Below are 18,851 nucleotides of genomic sequence, written 5' to 3' on the forward strand. Positions count from 1 at the left end.
TCTGGTGAAACGATCCGGGATCGCCGTACACGCCCCGCCGGGTGCGGGCCGGGTCCAGCGATCAGTCATCGAGCAAGGCCATATCGAGGGCGAGCAGCCGGCGCGGATCGGTGATCACATCGATCGCGGTGATCACCCGGTCCCTGATCTCGAAGGTGATCACCCGCACTCCCTCACCCGCGTGCGCCGCGATCACCCCGGGGGACGAGTTGATCAGCGCCGGATGAGCGAACCGGGCGATCTGCGCGAACGAGGACGCCCCCTTGGCTACGGCCAACGCGCCACGCGCACCGGGCACCCCGTTGTTCCGCGACACGACATCAGGGTCGAGCACGGCGATCAGGGAATCGAAGTCCCCATGACGCGCCGCGCCGAGAAACGCCTCGACCACCTCACGCCGGCGCACCAAATCAGGCTCCGACAGCAGTTGACCACCACGCACCCGGCGGCGGGCCCGGCTGGCGAGCTTCCGCGCCGCCGCCGGCGTCCGTTCCACGATCGGAGCGATCTCGTCGAAGGGAATGTTGAACAGGTCGTGGAGGACGAACGCCAGCCGTTCGGCGGGTTCCAGCGACTCCAGCACCACCAGCAGCGCCAGCCCGAGCGAATCGGCCAACAGCACCTGTTCCTCGGGATCGGAACCGTCGCCAACCGACAGGACCACGGATTCCGCAAAGTCCTCCCGGCGCAGCCGGCGCGCCCGCAGCATGTCCAGACACACCCGGCTGACCACCGTGGTCAGCCAGCCGTGGAGGTTGCGGATCCGGTCCTCCCGCGACCGGCTGAGACGCAACCACGCCTCCTGGACGGCGTCGTCCGCCTCGGTCACGGAGCCGAGCATGCGGAACGCGACGGCGCGCAGATGATCCCTGGCTTCCTCGAACTGCTCCGCCAGCAGCGCCTCATGCCCGTCCATCAGTACCCTCCTGATTGTTTCTCCGATGTACGCGGCGGGTCCCCGAGCCGGTACTCCGGCGCCTCAGGAGTACGGCTCGGGCACCGTCGGAACGCCTGTCGCCGCAGCCGTGGCGACCGAGCCGAGCAGACCGCACGAACGGCACGAGAGAGACACCCGGGCCGGGAAGACCCCGCACCGCGGGAGGCTGCCGATGCGTCGGGTGATCCGCACGACGCACAGCCCCGGGCATGTCCACGGACACCTCCCCAGGCGGGTCCGGGACACTGACCGGCGGTTTCCCGCGCCGCGGCAGGACGCGCGGCCCGACGCCACGGGGCCGGACCGCGCGACACGTACGAGGGGCCGCAGTGGCACGGCGCGATGCAGCCGCCCCACCACGGACCCTCGTCCGTCAGATCGGCTGACGGGTGGTCGGCATCAGGCGGTGCCAGAAGTTGCTCAGCCCGGTGGCTATGAGAAGCCCGGCGAGTTGCTGCTCGGAGTAGTGCTTCGCCGCCTCGGCCCACACCTCGTCCGACACCGCCTCGGCGCGGTCGCTCAGGCGGGTAGCGGCCTCGGCCAGTGCCAAAGCGGCCCGCTCCTCCGGCGTGAAGTACGGAGTGTCACGCCAGGCAGCGACAGTGTTGATCCGCTCATCGCTCTCACCCGCCGTCTTCAGATCGGCGGCATGCTTGTTCACGTTCCAGCTGGACCCGTTGATCTGACTGACACGCAGGTAGACGAGGTTGACCGTGGTATCCGGCACCCCGCAGCTCTTCGCAGCCCCGGCCACGGTGAGCAGGGCCGGGAGCAGATCGGGCCCCGCTACGACCGCAGGATTGGGCATACGAGCAGTCATGTTTTCCTCCGTGTTCTCTGCGCGACCGGACACCTCATCCGACGCACGTGTGACGTCTGCGTACTTCTATGACGAACCAGCGCAGGAAAATGTGACGGCCGGACGTGGGCCTGGCTCCCGCTGAGAAGGCCGGTCCTGGGGCGGCATCACCCCGCCGGGGTGATGCACTCCGTGAGGAACGCCAGTGCCCGCAGGTGGTAGGCGCGGGCCGCCCAGCCGAGGCTGATGTTGTGTCCCGCGCCGGACTGCCGGTCCACCTGGACGCGCGGACTCGCGGTGAACCGGCCCGCCAGGTCGGCGAGATCCCGCTCCCCGTGCCGCCACCAGCGTTCGTGCTCGGCGAAGGTGAGCCGCACCGGCACCCGGACCCAGGGCGCCAGCCGGGCGAAGACCCGCGGCCAGCGGGGCAGCCCCGCCGCCTCCCGGCCGGGCATCGGCGTCGTCATGCCGCGGCCCGCGCGGAACGTACCCGGCGGGTAGAGCCGCAGCGGCCCCCAGTGCCGCAGGGTGTCGCGCCGCGACGGCACCGCCGCGGGCGCGCCGGGCAGGGCCGCGTACCGGTGCCCGCAGCCGGAGACGTCCAGGCCCAGCAGCCGGTCCCCGGCGCCCGCCGCGGCGGCCAGCGACAGGGCCAGCTTCCCGCCGTACGAGTGCGCCAGCAGGAACATCCCGGCGCCGGTCGGGTGCCGCCCCGCGAAGTCGGCGAGCCCGGCCCGTAGCAGCCGGGTCTGCCGCGACAGGCTGACGCCCTGCGGCAGTTCGGGCGCCGAGCGGCCGTAGCCGGGGCGGTCCACGGCCAGCACGGCGAAGCCGAGCGTGGCGCCCAGTTCCAGCAGCGACAGGCCGGGGCGGGCGCGGGCGTCGAAGTACGAGGCCGTCATGCCGCCGCCGTGCAGGGCGACGACCGTCGCCAGCGGCGGCCGGTCCCCGGCCGGCTCGCTGAGCAGAGCCGACAGCCGGGTACCGGCCGCCTCCAGGACGACGGGCCGCGCGTGCGCGCTCACGCGCTCCGGCCGGCGCCGAACCAGCGGCCGAGGGTGGCCGCCGGGTCCTTCTCCGGGCCCGCGCCGACCCACGCCACATAGCCGTCGGGGCGTACGAGCACCGCGGCGGCGCCGTCGAGCAGGTCCTCGCCGTCCGCGGGCGGCTTGGCCACCGCGGTCACCACGTCGACCCGGTCCGCCCACGGGGCCGCGGCGGCCCGGAGGGCGGCGTCGTCGGCGAGGTCCAGCAGCACGCCGCGGCCGCCGCGCATCAGGCGTACGGTGTCGGTGTCGCCGTCGGCGCCGGTCAGCGGGCGGGTGCCGATCCGGCGGCCGAGCAGCGGATGCACCGGGGCGGCGGAGTCGGCGGCCGCGGCGGGGGCCGCGGAGTCCGCGCCGTCCGCCGTGGCGAAGTCGTAGCGGATGTCGAGGTGGCTCACGATGCCGGCCAGGTGCCGCTTGACGTCGTCGTAGCCGCCGATGAGCTCGGTGAACAGCTCGCGCAGCGGGTCCGACTGCTCCCCGCCGAGGAACACGATGCCCTGCGCACGGGTGTTCATCAGCAGCCGCCGCCCGACCGCGTGCCGCTCCACGTGGTAGCTGTCGAGCAGCCCGGCGGGGGCCGTGCCGCGGATCTCCGCGGCCAGCTTCCAGCCGAGGTTCGCCGCGTCCTGCACGCCGGTGCTCAGGCCCTGGCCGCCGGCCGGCAGGTGGATGTGGGCGGCGTCGCCCGCCAGCAGCACCCGGCCCCTGCGGTACTCGCCGACCTGCCGGGTGGCGTCGCTGAACGAGCTGACCCAGTCGGCGCTGCCGCCGCTGATGTCCTCGCCGGTGATGTGCTGCCAGGCGCGCGCGACTTCGGCGAAGGTCACGTCGTCGTCGCGGTCGCGGGCGGGCGCGCCGTGCGGGCAGACGATGATGCGGTCCACCCCTTCGCGGAGCGGCGCCGCCATCACCATGCCGTTGGGCAGCCGCTCGCCGAGGAAGCGGGGCTTGAGGTCGCAGCCCAGGACGTCGGCGAGGAACATCGTGCGGGTCGCGGGCAGGCCGGGGAAGTCGAACCCGGCGAGCTTGCGGGTGCGGCTCTGGCCGCCGTCGCAGCCGACGAGGTACGCGGCCCGCAGCCGCTCCACGCCCCCGGCCGTGGCGACGGCCACCTCCACCTGGTCGCCGTCGAGGAACCCGTCGGCGATCTCCACCAGTTCGGTGCCGCGGCGGATGTCCGCGCCCAGCTCCGTGGCCCATTCCTCCAGCACCGCCTCGGTCTGGTTCTGCGGGATGCCGCGGGCGCCGAAGTGGCCGTCGGCGAGCACGGTGTAGTCGAACTGCACGCCGCCGAAGTGCCCCATCGGGCTGATCTCCAGCGTCTCGCCCTGCCCGAAGCGGGGCAGCAGCCCGCGCTGGTCGAACGTCTCCATCGCGCGTGCGGTGAAGCCGAGTCCGCGCGACTGGCCGGTCGGCTGCGCAAGGCGCTCCAGCACCACCACGCGGGCCCCGCCGAGCCGCAGCTCTCCCGCCAGCATCAGCCCGGTCGGGCCGGCGCCGACGACGATCACATCTGTATCCACGTCGTCCCTCTCGTGTCCGTCAGACCGGCCCGTGGTGCACACGGGCCGGCGTGTGGGTACGTTCCGTCTGCCGGCGGGCGCCGGCCGCGGCGGCGCGACCGCGCGGGTCGCGCGGTGCGCCGAACCACCGCACGAGGGCGTCCTTGAGCCCGTCGCCGCGCCGGTCGCCGGCCCAGGCCACGTAGCCGTCGGGGCGTACGAGCACGGCGTCGGCCCCGTCGAGCGGCGCGCCCGCCCCGTCGGCCTCCGGGGTTTCGGCGTCCGCGGTGACGAGGTCGACCCGGTCCGCCCAGCCGTCCCCGCCGGCCGGCGGTGCGCCGCCGAGGCCCAGCAGCAGGCCGCGGCCGGAGCGCAGCAGCTCCGCCGTCGTCCGCGGGGCGCCGTCCACCCGGAGCCGGGCGTGCGGCAGCCGCGCGCCGAGCAGGGGGTGCGGGGGGCCGCCGACGTCGTAGCGGATGCCGAGTCCGCTGACGGCACCGGCGAGGGTGGTGCGTACCGCCTCGTGGCCGAGGAGTTCGGCCAGCACGGTCCGCAGCGGATCGTTGTCGTGACCGCCCAGCAGGAGCAGCGCCTGCGCGCGGATGTTGCCGAGAACCGCGCGGCCGACCGCGTGCCGTTCGGTGTGGTAGGAGTCCAGCAGCCCCGCCGGGGCCCGGCCGAGGGCCGTGGCGGCCAGCTTCCAGCCCAGGTTGAAGGCGTCCTGGACGCCGAGGTTCAGCGCCTGGCCGCCGATGGGCAGTTGCTGGTGGGCGGCGTCCCCGGCGTAGAGGATGCGGCCCTGCCGGTACGAGGCGAGCTGGCGGTTGGCGTCGTGGAAGCCGTTGACCCACAGGGGGGTGCCGCCGCTGATGTCCTCGCCCGTCACCCGCCGCCAGGTGGCGCAGAATCCGGCGAAGTCCGGCTCTCCCGAGGCGCGCACGGGGGCGCCGAACTCGTGCACCATCACACGGGTCACGCCGTCCTCGCGGCGGGCGGCGATCGCCAGTCCGCGGGGCAGCCGCTCGAATCTGCGGTCCGGTACGTCGATGCCCGCCACGTCGGCCCGTAGCAGCTCGCGGCCCGCCGGGTGGCCGGGGAACGGTGCCGAGGTCAGCCTGCGCACCGTCGAGTCCTGGCCGTCGCAGGCGACGAGGTACGCGGCCCGCAGCCGCACCGCCTCGCCGTCCCTGCCGACGGCCTCCGCCTCGACGGAGTCGCCCGCCTGCGTGACGCCCAGCACCCGCAGCCGGGTGCCGCAGTGGATGTCGGCGCCCAGCGACAGCGCCCACTCCTCCAGCACCGATTCCGTTTTGGCCTGCGGCACCTTCCACTGCCCCGGGTACGCGCCGGGCAGCGTCAGGTCGAGGGGGATGCCGCCGAAGTGGCCGCGGGTGGCGTTGGGCGCCCGGCCGATATCGGGGAGGAGCCCGCGGGAGTCGAAGATCTCCATGGTCCTGGCGTGCAGGGTGGAGGCCCGTGACTCCGTCGTCGGCCCGTGCCGCTGCTCGACGACCACCACGCGGACGCCGCGCAGGCCGAGTTCGCCCGCCAGCATCAGCCCCACGGGCCCCGCACCCACGATGATCACCTGGGCGTCGAGCCGGGTGGTCCGCGAGGAACCCCCGGCCCGTACGCCCGGGACGCCGTCCTGCGCGCTCATCTCAGGCCATCCGCTCCGCGTAGTCCTTCGCGTGCCCGAGGGTGGCGCTGCTGTTGGCGCTGAGCGCGCCCTGGACGTACGCGCGGGCGTCCGCCACGGTGGCCTGCCCGCCCAGGATGCGGGCGATGTTCTCGGTGTTGAGGGTGACGGTGTGCTGGGAGGTGGCGGTGACGGCGCCGCCGTCGCCGTCCTCCTCGAAGGTCCAGATCCCCGTGTGCAGGGTCATCAGGGCGGGCAGCGTCACCTGCTTGTAGGCGATCCGGTGCGGCGCGAAGGCCACCCGGTACGACTTGGTGGTGTGCGTCGAGCCGTCCTTCGCCCGGGTGTCCATCTCCAGGGACTGCAGCCCCGGGGTGTCCTCACTGAAGCGCACGGTCGCCACGTGCGGCAGCCGCTCGGGCCACTGGCCGGCCTCGTTGACGAAGTCGAAGGCGTCCTTGGCGGTGCCCTCGATGCGTACCGTGTCGGAGAAGGAGAAGGTCAGCTCGTCCCGGTCGGCGGCGTGCGCACGCTCGACGTTCTCCTTCAGCGAGACCAGTTCCGCGGTGCTGTTGGTGTCGACGGCCCGGTCGATCCAGGCCAGGTCGTCCGGGTCGTCGCCGATCGCCCGGTAGTCGTGCAGCAGCCGCACCCGCGACTCCCCGGCGCCGCGCTCCTCGATGATCCAGGTGCCGCCCATCTCGGCGACCGGCGGGGTGCTGACCTCCTGGCGGAAGCGGATGCGCCGTTGTGCCGGGGAGAGGAAGCGGCGCGACGTCCAGTTCTTGGCCGCGCCGTTGGCGGTGGCCCAGATCCTGATGCGCTCCTCGCCGGGGCCGGTCTCCTCCCGGTCGGCGTAGATCGTCGGCGGGAAGATCCGCGGCCAGTGGCCCACGTCGGCCAGCAGGGTGTAGATCGTGTCGGCGGGAGCACTGATCTCGATCGTGTGCTCGACCTCGCGAGTTGTCATGACGGCTGCTCCTTGCCGGTGGTCAGAAGTTGCCGAGGCCGCCGCAGACGTTCAGCGCCTGGGAGGTGACGGAAGCGGCGGTGTCGGAGGCGAGGTAGCCGACCATGCCGGCGACCTCGTCGGGGGTGCTGTAGCGGCCGAGCGGGATCTTCGCCTGGAACTTGGTGAGGATCGCGGCCTCTGTCGTCTCGTACGCGGCGGCGTAGCCCTGCCGCACCCGCTGTGCCATCGGCGTCTCGACGTAGCCGGGGCAGACGGCGTTCACGGTGATGCCGGTGGGCGCCAGCTCGTTGCCGAGCGCCTTGGTGAAGCCGACGACGCCGTGCTTGGAGGCCGAGTAGGGGGCGCCGAGCACGACGCCCTGTTTGCCGGCGGTCGAGGCGATGTTGATGATGCGGCCGCTGTCGCGGTTCCGCATCCCGCCGAGCGTCAGCACGGCGCGGGTCATGCGGAAGACGCTGTTGAGGTTGGTGTCGATGACGTCGTCCCACAGTTCGTCGGCGATGTCGGCGGTGACGCCGCCGCCGGAGCGGCCGGCGTTGTTGACGAGGACGGCGACGTCGCCGAAGGTCTCGACGGCGGCCCGGACGAAGCTCTCGATCGAGTCGGTGGCGCGGACGTCGAGCACCTGGCCCTCGACGTCGTACCCCTTGTCCTTCAGGGACTTCACGGTGGCGACGACCCCGTCCTCGGTACGGGCGCCGAGGAACACCTGGTGGCCCTGCGACGCGAGCAGCGTGGCGACGGACAGGCCGATGCCGCTGGTCGCGCCGGTGACGAGGGCGACGCGTGCCGGCTGGTGTGTCATGGCTTCTTCCTCACTGTTCGCTCAGGCGGTGGTGGCGCGGGCCGCGGCGAGGTGGCCGTTGACGAGGTCGATGAGGGTGCGCGGAGTCAGGTCGTCGGCCAGCGCGTCGTCGTCGAGGGAGATCCCGTACTCGCGCTCGATCTGTCCCGCGGTCTCCAGCAGCGCCAGCGACTCGTAGCCCAGGACCTCGAAGGTGGCGTCCAGGATGTCGCCGTCCAGGTCCGTGGACTCGTCGGCGCCGGCGGCCTGGAGCAGGACCCGCTTGAGGTCGTCGAGGGTGAAGGGTTTGTCGGTCATCGGTATCCGTCCGTCCGTCTCAGCCGGTGGTGGTCGGGTGGGCGCGCAGCACCATGGCGGCGTTGAAGCCGCCGTGGCCGCGGGCGAGTACGAGCGCGTGCCGCAGCGCCGCGGCGGGCCTGGCCTGGTGCAGCACGAGGTCCAGGTCGTACTCGGGGCAGGGGTCGACGTGCACGGTGGGCGGGATGACGCCGTCGCGCATGGCCAGCAGCGCGGCCGCCACGTCCAGCGACGCGGCGCCGGAGTACAGCCGGCCGGTCATCGACTTGGGCACGGTGACCGGCACCCCGCGCGGCCCGAAGACCTCGCACAGCGTCTCGGCCTCGACCGCGTCCTCCTCCGGCACGCCCGCGCCGTCGGCGAAGACGACGTCCACGTCGCCGGTGGCCAGCCCGGCGTCGGCCAGGGCGATCTCGATCGACCTGCGCAGCGCCTGCCGGTGGGCGTGCCCGGGGCCGGCCTCGGGACCGGGCTCCAGGGTGGCGCCGTAGCCGGCGATCTGCCCGTAGCTGCGGGCGCCGCGGGCGCGGGCGGCGGCCGCGTCCTCCAGGACGAGGATCGCGCCGCCCTCCCCCGGCACATAGCCGGTGGCGTCGCGGTCGAACGGCACGTACGCGCGCGTCGGCTCGTCCCGTTCGCTCATCCGCCCGGCGGCCAGTTGCGCCACCCAGCCCCACGGGCACAGCGAGGCGTCGACGGCGCCCGAGACCACCAGGGGCGTGCCCTTGCGGATCTGCCGGCGGGCCTGCGCCAGCGCGTCGAGACCGCCGGCCTCGTCGGTGACGACGACGCCGCTGGGCCCCTTCATGCCGTGCCGGATGGAGATCTGGCCGCTGTTGACCGCGTAGAACCAGGCGAAGGACTGGTACGCGGACACGTACTGGCTGCCCTTGGACCACAGGCTCTGCAGCTCGTACTGGCCGAACTCGAAGCCGCCCGCGTGGCTCGCGGTGATCACGCCCATGTCCAGCGGGTCGAACGCCTCGGTGTCGACGCCCGCGTCGGCCAGCGCCCAGTCGGCCGCCGTCAGCGCGAGCCGCGTGACGCGGTCGGTCTGCGGCAGCAGCCTGCTGGGCAGGTGGTCGGCGTCGACGAAGCCGGGTATCTCCCCCGCCAGCCGCGCCGGATAGCCGGACGGGTCGAACCGGGTGAGGCGGCCGATGCCGCTCTTGCCGCCGCGGGTGGCCGCCCAGTAGTCGGCGGTGCCCAGGCCGTTGGGCGCGGCGATGCCCAGGCCGGTGACCGCGACCGCGGTCATAGAGGGCTCCTCTCCGGGGAAGCGAGCACCATGGCGCTCTGGAAGCCGCCGAACCCGCTGCCGACGGTCAGCACGGTGTCCACCTGGTGTTCGCGTGCGGTCAGGGGCACGTAGTCGAGATCGCACTCGGGGTCGGGGGTGTGCAGGTTGGCGGTGGGCGGCACGACGTCGTGCCGCATCGCCAGGGCGGACGCGGCGATCTCGATGGAGCCGATGGCGCCGAGCGAGTGCCCCACCATCGACTTGATCGAGCTGACCGGCGTCCGGTAGGCGTGGTCGCCGAGGCTCTTCTTGAACGCCTCGGTCTCGTGGCGGTCGTTCTGCTTGGTGCCCGAGCCGTGTGCGTTGATGTAGTCGACGTCCTCGGGGTTGAGCCTGGCCTCGTCGATCGCGAGCCGTATCGCCTCGGCCATCTCGGCGCCGTCACGGCGCAGTCCGGTCATGTGGTAGGCGTTCGAACGGGTGGCGTAGCCGGCGATCTCGGCGTAGACGTGCGCGCCGCGCCTCTTCGCGCTCTCCAGCTCCTCCAGGACGAAGAAGGCGCTGCCCTCGCCCAGGACGAAGCCGTTACGGGTGCCGTCGAACGGCCGTGAGGCGCGCTCCGGCTCGTCGTGGCGGGGTGTGGTGGCCTTGATCGCGTCGAAGCAGGCCATGGTGATCGGCGAGATCGGCGCGTCCGAGGCCCCCGCCACCATGACGTCCACGGAGCCCTCGCGCAGCAGGTCGACGCCGTAACCGACGGCGTCGATGCCGGAGGTGCAGCCGGTGGACACCACGGCGGTGGGCCCCTGGCCGCCGACCGCCCAGGCGACCTCGGTCGCGAAGGAGCTGGGGACGAGGTGGTTGTACAGGTGCGGGACGGCGTAGTGGTGGTCGACGAGGTCCAGCCGGCCCCCGTCGCTGACGACCCGGTACTCGGTGTCGAGGCTCATCGTGGCCCCGACGGCGCTGCCGACCGTCACCCCGACCCGGAAGGGGTCGAGCCCCGCCGGGTCGAGGCCGCTGTCGGCGACCGCGTTGCGCGCGGCGACCACCGCGAGCTGGGCCGCGCGGTCCATGCGGCGTACCTCCTGCGGGCTCAACCCGTGGTCGAGCCCGCAGAAGTCGATCTGCGCCGCGACGCGGGACCGGAACGGGGCGGGGTCGAAGAACGTGATGCCCCGGGTCGCCGTACGGCCCTCGCTGATCTCCTCCCAGAACTTCTCCCGGCCGACCCCGCCGGGCGCTATCACCTCCATCCCGGTGATCACGACGCGACGCTCGGTCATGCGCCCGCCTCCCAGGCGTAGAAGCGCGTGGCCATGGCGTCGCGCGGCGAGCGCCAGGTCACGGGGTCGTACGGCTCGATGTACGGCTTCAGGTCGTCGCTGATGCGTACGAAGCGGGGGTCGTCCTTGGCCCCCTCGATGCGCTCTTCGCCCTCGCCGGACGCGAAGTCCTGGAGGTGGAAGTACAGCCCGTGGAAGCTGAAGAGCTGCCGGCGCGTGGTGCCCATGCGCCCGGGCATGTCGGTCCTGTCGAACTGCTCGAACAGCCGGGCCACGTCGGTGGCGGAGTCCGGCGCCATCCGGGCCACGATCAGGGTGCTGCGGTGCATGGCTCTGTCTCCTCGTGCTGCTCGCGGGCGGTCACTCACCGGCTTTACGGCTGTGCACCACGCGGTAGGAGTTCCAGTCGCGCTCGGTGGCCAGGGACTGGAGCGTCGCCTCCGAGTTGCGGCGGGCCTCCGGCATGTCGGCCTCCGGCCGGGTGCGGTAGGCGTCGTGCGCCTCCTTGCTCTCCCACTGGGAGTAGACGACCGCGAAGGCGCCCTCCAGGAAGCGGGCGCGCAGGCCGCGGAAGACCGTGTGGGAGCGGTAACCCGGCACGTCCAGCAGCCACTTCTGGCCTTCGCCCAGCGCCTCGACGAGCCGCGCCTGGTTCTCCTCGGTGGTCTTGAAGACCTCGATGACGGTGAAGTCGTCGCGGTCGGGGGACACCTCGGTGACGTTCCCCTGGGAGGGGTGGCGCTGGGTGTAGACGATCTCGTTCTGCAGCAGCCGGATGGAGGTGGTGATCTCGCCGAAGACGGGCAGCGTGCGGTGCTTGAACTCCTCGCCCTCGTACCGCGCCTCCAGGTCCTCGCCGCTGCGCCACTGGATGAAGTTGGCGGTGCCCGGGCTCTCCTGGCCGGCGTGCACGGTGGAGGAGAGCCAGCCCTCGAAGGCGGCGGTGTCGACGATCTTCCGCATCTCCGTGATGAGCCGGTCCTGGTTCTCGGGCTTGTCGGTGGTGAACAGGTTGAGGACGGTCAGGTGCTTGTCCTCGGGGGAGAGAATGGGCATGCGGGTCTCCTTGAGTCGGTGGCGAAGTGGGTTCGGGTACGGTGCCGGGGGTCAGGCCGCGGGGCCGAACCAGCGCCCGAGCGCCTCGTCGAGTCCGTCGGCGCTCTGCGTGGTCCCGGCGATCCAGGCGATGTAGCCGTCGGGGCGTACGAGGATCGCGGCGCTCTCCGGCAGACCCTCGCCGGGCTCCACGGCGGCCACGTCGACCCGGTCGCCCCAGCCCTCGGCCGCCGCCCGCAGCCGCGGGCCGCCGAAGAGGTCGAGGAGCAGGCCGCGGCCGGTCCGCAGCAGCTCGTACACGGTGGTCTTCGAGCCGTCGCTGCCGACCAGCTCGGCGTCCGCCAGCCGGCGGCCGAGCAGCGGGTGCTCGCCGGGCCCCATGTCGTGCCTGATGTCCAGGCCGGTGACCATGCCGACCAGGTGCCGCTGCACCGCGTCGTGCCGGGTCAGCTCGGCGAACACGTCGCGCAGCGGTGTGACCTCGTCGTCGCCGAGGTAGAGGATGCGCTGCGCGAGGGTGTTGACGAGGATGCGTGCGCCGACGGGGTGGCGCTCCGCGTGGTAGGTGTCGAGCAGTTCGCCGGGGGCCCGGCCCTGGAGCACCAGGGCGAGCTTCCAGCCCAGGTTGACCGCGTCCTGGACGCCCGCGCTCATGCCCTGCGCGCCGATCGGCAGGTGGATGTGGGCGGCGTCGCCGGCGACGAAGACCCGGCCGCGCCGGTACTCGGCGGCCTGCCGGCTCACGTCGGTGGTGGAGCTGACCCAGTGCGGGGTGGCGCCGCCGATGTCCTCGCCGGCCAGCCGTCCGAACGCCTCGGTGACCTCCTCGAAGGTGATCGGCTCCGTGCTCGTGCGCAGCGGCTCGCGGCGGTCGTAGTAGATGATGCGGCAGCGGTCGGGGCCGAGCGGCAGCACCATCACCATGCCGCCGGGCACCGCCTCGCCGCTGAACCGGGGCCGCAGTCGCACCCCGGAGATGTCGGCGAACCGCAGCTCGACGGCGGGCTCCGTACCGGGGAAGTCGATGCCCGCGGCGGTGCGCACGACGCTGCGCGCGCCGTCGCAGCCGATGACGTACCGCGCCCGCAGGCTGCCGCCGCCGGCGAGGGTGAGGGTGGCCCCGTCCGCGTCCTGCGTCAGACCGCTCACCTCGACGCCACGGCGTACCTCGACGCCGCGTTCGCCGATCCAGCCCGCCAGCATGCCCTCGGTGCGCGACTGCGGAATTCCGCGGGCGCCGTAGGAACCGCCGGAGAGCACGCGGTAATCGAGCGGTACGCCGCCGAAGTGCCCTACGGGAATGACGTCCACGTCGCCGAGCCGACTGAGCAGACCGCGCTGCGCGAATTCCTCGATGGTACGGGCGGAGAAGCCCAGGGCGCGGGACTGCCGCATGGGCTCGGTGAGCTTCTCCAGCACCGTGACCGATATTCCTTGCAGGCTCAGTTCGCCCGCGAGCATGAGTCCTGTGGGCCCGGCGCCCACGATGATCACATCTGCGTCATGATTATCCATCGTCGCCCAACTGTCGTCGTTCCCGCTGGTGTCAGACGAGTATGGACAGGCGGCCCGCGGGGGGTAAAGACGAATCAGTACAGATCTCTGACAGGGAATTACAGAAGAACGTCAAGAATGTCAGAGGACACACACCCGAGGTTGGCCTGATGAGGCTCCCTGGAGCATCCTCGTGCCATGACTTCCACCGAATCACCTGCCGTTCTTGAATTTCTCGACGCCACCGCGGTGGCCGGACTCGTGGATGCCTATCTGATCGGTCTCGACACCGAGGAACCGGACGACGACTGGGTCCGCGGGCTTTTCACGGAAGACGCCGCCGTGGTGTTCCCGACGAGCCGGCACGAGGGTGTTCCGGGAATGGCGGAATGGCACCGCGCGTCGCTCGCCGCCTTCGCGCGCACCCAGCATCTGCACTCGCCCGTGGTGACCGACGTCCGGGGGAACGTGGCGACGCTGCGCGCGAACCTGGTCTCCACCCACGTGCACCACCCGGGCGGCGACCGGCCGCCGCTCTTCGTCACCGGCACCGGGGTGAGCGGTGAGGCCCGGCGCACGGACGACGGCCGGTGGCGGCTCACCCTGCTGGAGTTCACCGTCATCTGGCTGGAGGGGACGCCGCCCGGGACCTGACCCTCCGGGAGCCGGCACCGGGTACCGGGCGGGCGGCGGGCGCTAGCAGTTGAGGCTCATCACCCGCTCGACCCGCAGCTCCACGACCACCCGCCCGGGCGGGTTCGGCGGCGCCGACCAGTAGCGCTCGGCGTACCGGCGTACGCCCTCCTGGACCCGGTCGGGGTGGTCCGAGACCTCGGCCGGGCCCTCCAGGGTCACCCACCGGAAGCCGTCGACCTGGCACAGCGCGGTCGCCGCCCCCGGACTGGCCAGCAGGTTGCGGGCCTTGCGCGCCGTCCGCACCGTCAGCACCCGCGCGAGGCCCGCGGCGGGGTCCCAGGTGAAGCGCACGGGCGCGAGGTGCGGGGACCCGTCCTCCCTGAGGGTGGTGAGCACGGCGGCGTGCGGCGCGGTCAGGAAGGCGGCGACCCCCGGCGCGACCTCGGGCACGGCCGCGGGGCCGTCCTCGCCGCGCGCCGCCTCGGGGTGGTGGGACAGCGTCATCGTCAGTCGATCCCCCGTACCACGTTCGGTTCCGTCGGATCGTCGTCGTCGCAGCCCGGCAGCCTGAGCATCGGGGCGGGCTGCGGGACGTCGGTCGGACGGATCACGGAATCCTCTTCGTCCATGGTCTCCTCCTCGGAGTCCGTCGGCGGTCGCGCCGTCACAGCAGCTTCACGCGCCGCGCTAAGGGCTGGATCGAGAGGCGCCGGAAGACCGGGTCGACGCGCCGTGGAACGGGGCTCGGGCCCGTCGTCCATCGCCCGCGTCACCCGGGAGATGTCGTCGGCCTCGTCGCCGGCGACGAGGCCGTACACCGCGCCCGCGGGAGACGTCACCTCCCTCCGCCGGCAAGTGCGGTGCACGCCGCTCGTCGGCATGTGGCGCCCCCTTCCCAAGCCGGGTGACCGGCTCTCCCCCGCCTCGGGTCCCCCTCGCGTCGTCGGCCCGGCCTGCGGCGGAGCGCTTGAGGCGGCGTCGAAGAGCGCTCCACCCGGCTCACCGAGGGTGTGCGTACCGGCGATGGGTACGTACGGACGAGACGTCCGTACCGACGAGGGAAGGAAGAGTGAGCGCCACCGTGCGATCCTTCATGCGAGCCCTCGGCAAGCGCGTGACGCAGGAGCTGTACCGCTGCCTGATGGCCTTCGGGACGCACTACACGGGCAGGGTCTGGCAACCCGGAACCACCCCCGGTCAGCGGCAGTCGGAGCCGGAGGGGCCGCCGGCGGGCCATCCGGAACGGCTCTGCCCCGGCACGGCCCTCACCCCGCTGGAGCGGGCCATTGAACAGGAACTGAACCGGCGGCCCTAGCGGCAGCGGCGGGTGGGGGGTCCCGGGGACCCCGGTGACCGGGCGGGCTCACCGTGCGGCGCGTCTCTCGGCGGCACCGGCGCGGCGGGGCTCGTTCGGGCCGGGGCGACGGATGGCTTCAGCCGGGTACAGGTCGAAGGTGGACGTCCGGCGGGGGGCCGCCGCGACGTCGAGCTGCGGGTCGACGGACAGCATGGCGTGGTGCAGGCGCTGGAGTTGGGGCGACGGCTCGACGCCGAGGTCCTCGATCAGCCGGCGGCGCAGCCGGCGGTAGATCTCCAGGGCCGAGGCCTGGCGGCCCGAGCGGTAGAGGGCCACCATCGCCTGGGAGTGCAGCCCCTCGTGCTGGGGGTAGCGGGCGACCAGGTCGGTGAGTTCGGCGATCAGCTCGATATGCCGGCCGAGCCGCAGATCGGCGTCGATGCACCGCTCGCGGGTCACGAGCCGGCTCTCCTCCAGGCGGGTCACCTCGATCTCCAGGACCGGGCCCACCCGGATGTCGACGAGGGCGGAGCCGTCCCACAGGTCGAGGCCGCGCCGGAATAACTCCGCCCCCTCCCGGTCGTCGCCGCGGTCTTCGACGGCCCGCTGACCGGCCGCGACGAGGCGTTCGTACTCGTAGACATCGACCCGTTCAGGCGGGATCTGCAGGACGTAACCCCCGTACCGGGTGGCCAGGATGTCCTTGGCCGTCCCGGGGGCGTCGGGGCCCATGGCGGTGCCGAGGCGTCTGCGGAGCTGGAGGATGTAGGTCTGCAGGGTGGTCATGGCGCTCGCCGGCAGTTTCGTACCCCAGATCTCCTCCATGAGTGTCGATACCGGAACGACTCGCCCCGGATAAAGGGCGAGCAGTGCCAATATCTGACGAGGCTTGCTGGCCGTGGGTACCACGGATGACCCGTTGACCTCGGCGTGCAGCGGACCCAAAACCTTCATGCGCACGGTTGCCTCCGTACCTCACCCGGCCTCCACCGTTTCCGGACAGGTAGCCGGCCGTTGATGTCGATTTTGTCGCATCGTCGGACTCCGACGCTCTTCCGCCCGAGCCATGGCATGAAGCACGGTAACAACCAACTCGGCTTCCCCCCGTTGTCCCTGGATCGCTCTTCAAGCGGCTCTCGAATTCCAATGATCCAGGACCAGGGGACCACCGTCTCCACGGACTTGAGCCTCATTACACAACGCCCTGGAAACCGCTTGAGCAGACAAGCCGAAACCTTCCCGGGGCCCTAAGATCCTTGGTGGGATAAATGCAGCGAGAACGACCGGCCGGCACTTCCACCTGAGCGTTTTCGCTGTCGCGCTCGTTCCGGTTCGATCCCACAGGGCAAGGAGTAAAAGCGATGGAGTTTCGCATCCTGGGCTCCGTGGAGGTCCACGACGAGCGCACCGGTCTGCGCATCGTGCCGAGCGGAGCCAAGCAGCGTGCGCTGCTCGGCGCGCTCATCACGAAGGCGAACCGGACGGTACGGGCCCGGCAGCTCATCGACGAGCTCTGGGCCCAGACCCCGCCCGCCAACAAGGCCAACGCCCTCCAGGCGCACATACGCCGGCTGCGTCGGCTCCTGCCCCCCTCCCGTGCCGATGAGCCGCAGCAGGAGTGGATCACCACCGGCGCGGCGGGCTACGCGCTGCGCCTCGGCGGGGCGGCGACGGACGCGGGCCGTTTCCGGCGGGCCGCGCTGGAGGGTCGCTCACTCCTCGACCGCGATCCCGAACAGGCCGCTCGCCTGCTGCGGCGCGCGCTGGCGTGCTGGCGCGGTCAGGTACTGGAGGGGGCGTCGCTCGACATGTGTGCGGGGGAGGTGGCGCAGTTGGAGGAGGCGCGGCTCGTGGCGCTGGAGGGACTGTACGAGGCGTGCCTGCGGACCGGGCGGCACCACGAGATCACGAGCGAGCTGACCGAGCTGACCGTCCACCACCCGCTGCGGGAGCGCTTCTACGACCTGCTGATGGTCGCCCTCTACCGGTGCGGCCGGCAGGCCGACGCGCTGAGCGTGTACGACAGGGCACGTGCCCGGCTCGCCGGGGAGTTGGGCATCGAGCCCGGCCCCGTACTCCGCGGCCGCCTCAGGGCGGTGCTCGACCACGATCCGGCGCTCGATCTGCCGGACCGCGCCGGGCACTCGGGACGGCTCACCGTCGCGAGGGGGCCCCTCCTCGACGCGCGGGAGCCCGGCGCGCTTGCGGACGCCGCGGCGGCGGACGGCGGTGACCGCGCCCTGCACTGTGAGATCGCGCGCCTGCGGCGTCACCTCGACCGGCTCACCCGGGACCATCAGACGCTGCTCCGGCGCTTCGACCAGCTCACCGCCCGGCCCGCCGGCAGCCGTTGACCGACGGCCGCCCGCCAGGGCCGGCAGGCGCGGCGAGCGGCACCCGGGCACATCGGTCATCCGTGCCGGGCTGGCGCTGCCGGCTCCTTGACCATCTCGCGCCCAGGGAGCTGAGTCCCCCGCGACGTGAGGATGGCCCGCTGCAACCGCTGGAGTTGAGGCGAGGGCTCCAGGCCCAGCTCCTCCACGAGCGTGGCGCGCAGCCGCTGGTAGGCGTTCAGCGCCTCGCCGCGCCGCCCGCAGCGGTGGAGTGCCAGCATGAACTGCCGGTGCAGACTCTCGTGCGTGCGGTGCTGGTTGACGAGCAGCGTCAGCTCCGAGAGGACCTCACGGTGCCGGCCGAGGCGCAGATCGACCTCCATCCGCCGGTCGAGCGCGCCCAGGCGCGTCTCCTCCAGGCGGTTGATCTCCATCCTGATGTACGGCCCCGACTGGACGTCCCCGAGGGCGGGCGCCGTCCACAGCGAGAGCGCGCTGCGCAGCAGCCGCGCCGCGGCGTGGAAGTCCTCCGCGTCGAAGGCCCGGTAGCCGGCGACCACCCGGCGGTCGAACTCGCGGAAGTCGACGCTTCCGCCGCCGGTCTCCAGCCGGTACCCGCCCGGCAGGGTGACCAGGACGTCCTTGGCGGCCCCGCGGTCTCCTCCGCCCAGCTCCAGGGCCTCCCCGATGAGTTCGCGAAGCTGGAGGACATAGGTCTGCATGGTGGTGCGGGCACTCCGCGGCGGGTTCTCGCCCCAGAGCTCATCGATCAGGACCGAAGTCGGCACCACCTGATCGGCCCGCAGCGCGAGCATGGCGAGCAGCTGCCGCGGTTTGGGTGCCGTCGGGAGAACGAGTTTCCCCCGTAAATGCACTGTTAACGGACCAAGCACTTCGATATCCATCGATCCCCCATTTGTGCAGCGGACCACGCTTGACGTGCCCCGTGGCCACTGCTGCCCGTGATCACAGTGTGCATCGTGACGTGAATCACTCCGATTAAAGATACTGAGCGGTCTGTTTGTCAATGCATCACCGCGTCGACAAAACTGTCACCCTCGGCGAGAGCAGCGTTGAGCTGCGGCGCCCGGGAAGGCGCCACTCTTTGGTGACATGTGATGTTTCGTGCTACATGGGCGGGTTGCCATGCTTTCGGGCGGGGAGATCCGCGTGTTTCGTACGCAGCATCGCCAGCGAGCGGATGAGGACCGCACGGGTGTCGGCGGGGTCGATGACGTCATCGACGAGACCGCGTTCGGCCGCGTAGTACGGGTGCATCAGCTCCGACTTGTACTGCTTGACCATCTCCGCCCGCCTGGACTCGGGGTCCTCCGCGGCCGCGATGTCGCGCCGGAAGATCACGTTCGCCGCGCCGTCCGCTCCCATGACCGCGATCTCGTTGGTCGGCCAGGCGTACGTCAGGTCGGCGCCGATGGACTGGCTGTCCATGACGATGTACGCGCCCCCGTACGCCTTCCTGAGCACCACCGAGATCCGCGGCACGGTGG

General features: G+C 72.1%; 20 protein-coding genes and 1 pseudogene. 3 read left to right on the top strand and 18 right to left on the bottom strand.

Annotation, left to right across the window (positions count from 1 at the left end; all coding sequences use genetic code 11):
- Positions 1–61: 61 nt before the first annotated feature.
- The 13 genes from ABGA99_RS14195 to ABGA99_RS14255 form a co-directional block, all read right to left on the bottom strand.
- Positions 62–916, bottom strand: a complete 855-nt coding sequence (locus tag ABGA99_RS14195; protein WP_347577555.1) for a sigma-70 family RNA polymerase sigma factor — start codon at positions 914–916, stop codon at positions 62–64.
- A gap of 394 nt (positions 917–1,310) precedes the next feature.
- Positions 1,311–1,757: a carboxymuconolactone decarboxylase family protein gene (locus ABGA99_RS14200; protein WP_347577556.1), complete on the bottom strand. Its 447-nt coding sequence runs from the start codon at positions 1,755–1,757 to the stop codon at positions 1,311–1,313.
- A 146-nt stretch (positions 1,758–1,903) separates the two neighbouring features.
- Positions 1,904–2,761 (bottom strand): alpha/beta fold hydrolase, encoded by an 858-nt coding sequence (locus ABGA99_RS14205; RefSeq protein ID WP_347577557.1) that lies wholly within the window; start codon positions 2,759–2,761, stop codon positions 1,904–1,906.
- Positions 2,758–4,308 carry an FAD-dependent monooxygenase gene (locus tag ABGA99_RS14210; RefSeq protein ID WP_347577558.1) on the bottom strand — a complete coding sequence of 517 codons (1,551 nt, stop codon included), beginning with the start codon at positions 4,306–4,308 and terminating at the stop codon, positions 2,758–2,760. The genes ABGA99_RS14205 and ABGA99_RS14210 overlap by 4 nt, the downstream gene beginning before the upstream one ends.
- 19 nt (positions 4,309–4,327) lie before the next feature.
- Entirely contained in the window at positions 4,328–5,947 is a 1,620-nt protein-coding gene (locus tag ABGA99_RS14215) for an FAD-dependent monooxygenase (protein WP_347577559.1), read from the bottom strand.
- A 1-nt stretch (position 5,948) separates the two neighbouring features.
- Positions 5,949–6,896 (bottom strand): aromatase/cyclase, encoded by a 948-nt coding sequence (locus ABGA99_RS14220; protein WP_347577560.1) that lies wholly within the window; start codon positions 6,894–6,896, stop codon positions 5,949–5,951.
- A gap of 22 nt (positions 6,897–6,918) precedes the next feature.
- Positions 6,919–7,704, bottom strand: coding sequence for an SDR family NAD(P)-dependent oxidoreductase (locus tag ABGA99_RS14225; RefSeq protein ID WP_347577561.1), 786 nt, complete (start codon positions 7,702–7,704; stop codon positions 6,919–6,921).
- Between the two features lie 21 nt (positions 7,705–7,725).
- Positions 7,726–8,001: a phosphopantetheine-binding protein gene (locus tag ABGA99_RS14230; protein ID WP_101420559.1), complete on the bottom strand. Its 276-nt coding sequence runs from the start codon at positions 7,999–8,001 to the stop codon at positions 7,726–7,728.
- 19 nt (positions 8,002–8,020) lie between these two features.
- Entirely contained in the window at positions 8,021–9,259 is a 1,239-nt protein-coding gene (locus ABGA99_RS14235) for a ketosynthase chain-length factor (protein WP_347582754.1), read from the bottom strand.
- Complete coding sequence (locus ABGA99_RS14240) at positions 9,256–10,527, bottom strand: beta-ketoacyl-[acyl-carrier-protein] synthase family protein (RefSeq protein ID WP_347577563.1); 1,272 nt, start codon at positions 10,525–10,527, stop codon at positions 9,256–9,258. The genes ABGA99_RS14235 and ABGA99_RS14240 overlap by 4 nt, the downstream gene beginning before the upstream one ends.
- Positions 10,524–10,856: a TcmI family type II polyketide cyclase gene (locus tag ABGA99_RS14245; RefSeq protein WP_347577564.1), complete on the bottom strand. Its 333-nt coding sequence runs from the start codon at positions 10,854–10,856 to the stop codon at positions 10,524–10,526. The genes ABGA99_RS14240 and ABGA99_RS14245 overlap by 4 nt, the downstream gene beginning before the upstream one ends.
- A gap of 31 nt (positions 10,857–10,887) precedes the next feature.
- Entirely contained in the window at positions 10,888–11,583 is a 696-nt protein-coding gene (locus tag ABGA99_RS14250; protein ID WP_347577565.1) for an antibiotic biosynthesis monooxygenase family protein, read from the bottom strand.
- Between the two features lie 51 nt (positions 11,584–11,634).
- Positions 11,635–13,098, bottom strand: a complete 1,464-nt coding sequence (locus ABGA99_RS14255) for an FAD-dependent monooxygenase (RefSeq protein WP_347577566.1) — start codon at positions 13,096–13,098, stop codon at positions 11,635–11,637.
- A gap of 177 nt (positions 13,099–13,275) precedes the next feature.
- Here ABGA99_RS14255 and ABGA99_RS14260 point away from each other — a divergent pair, with 177 nt between their 5' ends.
- Positions 13,276–13,731: a nuclear transport factor 2 family protein gene (locus tag ABGA99_RS14260; protein ID WP_347577567.1), complete on the top strand. Its 456-nt coding sequence runs from the start codon at positions 13,276–13,278 to the stop codon at positions 13,729–13,731.
- A gap of 42 nt (positions 13,732–13,773) precedes the next feature.
- Here ABGA99_RS14260 and ABGA99_RS14265 read toward each other — a convergent pair whose 3' ends face one another.
- Positions 13,774–14,217 (bottom strand): TIGR03618 family F420-dependent PPOX class oxidoreductase, encoded by a 444-nt coding sequence (locus tag ABGA99_RS14265; RefSeq protein WP_347577568.1) that lies wholly within the window; start codon positions 14,215–14,217, stop codon positions 13,774–13,776.
- Between the two features lie 2 nt (positions 14,218–14,219).
- A complete protein-coding gene (locus ABGA99_RS14270) occupies positions 14,220–14,342 on the bottom strand; it encodes a hypothetical protein (protein ID WP_347577569.1) in 123 nt (40 codons plus the stop codon).
- A 440-nt stretch (positions 14,343–14,782) separates the two neighbouring features.
- On the opposite strand from ABGA99_RS14270, the gene ABGA99_RS14275 reads away from it, so the two are divergent.
- On the top strand, positions 14,783–15,028 hold the full coding sequence (locus tag ABGA99_RS14275) for a DUF6059 family protein (protein ID WP_347577571.1): 246 nt from the start codon (positions 14,783–14,785) through the stop codon (positions 15,026–15,028).
- A 120-nt stretch (positions 15,029–15,148) separates the two neighbouring features.
- Here the strand turns inward: ABGA99_RS14275 and ABGA99_RS14280 are convergent.
- A pseudogene (locus tag ABGA99_RS14280) lies at positions 15,149–15,970 on the bottom strand (AfsR/SARP family transcriptional regulator); the annotation flags it as partial.
- 401 nt (positions 15,971–16,371) lie between these two features.
- Between ABGA99_RS14280 and ABGA99_RS14285 the strand changes: the two are divergent.
- Positions 16,372–17,364 carry an AfsR/SARP family transcriptional regulator gene (locus ABGA99_RS14285; protein WP_347582755.1) on the top strand — a complete coding sequence of 331 codons (993 nt, stop codon included), beginning with the start codon at positions 16,372–16,374 and terminating at the stop codon, positions 17,362–17,364.
- A 56-nt stretch (positions 17,365–17,420) separates the two neighbouring features.
- On the opposite strand, the gene ABGA99_RS14290 is transcribed toward ABGA99_RS14285, so the two are convergent.
- Positions 17,421–18,248 (bottom strand): AfsR/SARP family transcriptional regulator, encoded by an 828-nt coding sequence (locus ABGA99_RS14290; protein ID WP_347577574.1) that lies wholly within the window; start codon positions 18,246–18,248, stop codon positions 17,421–17,423.
- Between the two features lie 223 nt (positions 18,249–18,471).
- On the bottom strand, positions 18,472–18,851 hold a 380-nt coding region (locus ABGA99_RS14295; protein WP_347582756.1), incomplete at its 5' end, for a carboxyl transferase domain-containing protein.

Source organism: Streptomyces sp. B5E4, assembly GCF_039871555.1.
Taxonomy (GTDB): Bacteria; Actinomycetota; Actinomycetes; order Streptomycetales; family Streptomycetaceae; genus Streptomyces.

What these genes read in the sequence shown, in the direction of transcription:
- ABGA99_RS14195 (WP_347577555.1), bottom strand. Translation starts at nt 916, where the DNA reads ATGGACGGGCATGAGGCGCTGCTGGCGGAGCAGTTCGAGGAAGCCAGG.
- ABGA99_RS14200 (WP_347577556.1), bottom strand. Translation starts at nt 1,757, where the DNA reads ATGACTGCTCGTATGCCCAATCCTGCGGTCGTAGCGGGGCCCGATCTG.
- ABGA99_RS14215 (WP_347577559.1), bottom strand. Translation starts at nt 5,947, where the DNA reads ATGAGCGCGCAGGACGGCGTCCCGGGCGTACGGGCCGGGGGTTCCTCG.
- ABGA99_RS14220 (WP_347577560.1), bottom strand. Translation starts at nt 6,896, where the DNA reads ATGACAACTCGCGAGGTCGAGCACACGATCGAGATCAGTGCTCCCGCC.
- ABGA99_RS14225 (WP_347577561.1), bottom strand. Translation starts at nt 7,704, where the DNA reads ATGACACACCAGCCGGCACGCGTCGCCCTCGTCACCGGCGCGACCAGC.
- ABGA99_RS14230 (WP_101420559.1), bottom strand. Translation starts at nt 8,001, where the DNA reads ATGACCGACAAACCCTTCACCCTCGACGACCTCAAGCGGGTCCTGCTC.
- ABGA99_RS14235 (WP_347582754.1), bottom strand. Translation starts at nt 9,259, where the DNA reads ATGACCGCGGTCGCGGTCACCGGCCTGGGCATCGCCGCGCCCAACGGC.
- ABGA99_RS14240 (WP_347577563.1), bottom strand. Translation starts at nt 10,527, where the DNA reads ATGACCGAGCGTCGCGTCGTGATCACCGGGATGGAGGTGATAGCGCCC.
- ABGA99_RS14245 (WP_347577564.1), bottom strand. Translation starts at nt 10,856, where the DNA reads ATGCACCGCAGCACCCTGATCGTGGCCCGGATGGCGCCGGACTCCGCC.
- ABGA99_RS14250 (WP_347577565.1), bottom strand. Translation starts at nt 11,583, where the DNA reads ATGCCCATTCTCTCCCCCGAGGACAAGCACCTGACCGTCCTCAACCTG.
- ABGA99_RS14255 (WP_347577566.1), bottom strand. Translation starts at nt 13,098, where the DNA reads ATGGATAATCATGACGCAGATGTGATCATCGTGGGCGCCGGGCCCACA.
- ABGA99_RS14260 (WP_347577567.1), top strand. Translation starts at nt 13,276, where the DNA reads ATGACTTCCACCGAATCACCTGCCGTTCTTGAATTTCTCGACGCCACC.
- ABGA99_RS14265 (WP_347577568.1), bottom strand. Translation starts at nt 14,217, where the DNA reads ATGACGCTGTCCCACCACCCCGAGGCGGCGCGCGGCGAGGACGGCCCC.
- ABGA99_RS14270 (WP_347577569.1), bottom strand. Translation starts at nt 14,342, where the DNA reads ATGGACGAAGAGGATTCCGTGATCCGTCCGACCGACGTCCCGCAGCCC.
- ABGA99_RS14285 (WP_347582755.1), top strand. Translation starts at nt 16,372, where the DNA reads ATGGAGTTTCGCATCCTGGGCTCCGTGGAGGTCCACGACGAGCGCACC.
- ABGA99_RS14290 (WP_347577574.1), bottom strand. Translation starts at nt 18,248, where the DNA reads ATGGATATCGAAGTGCTTGGTCCGTTAACAGTGCATTTACGGGGGAAA.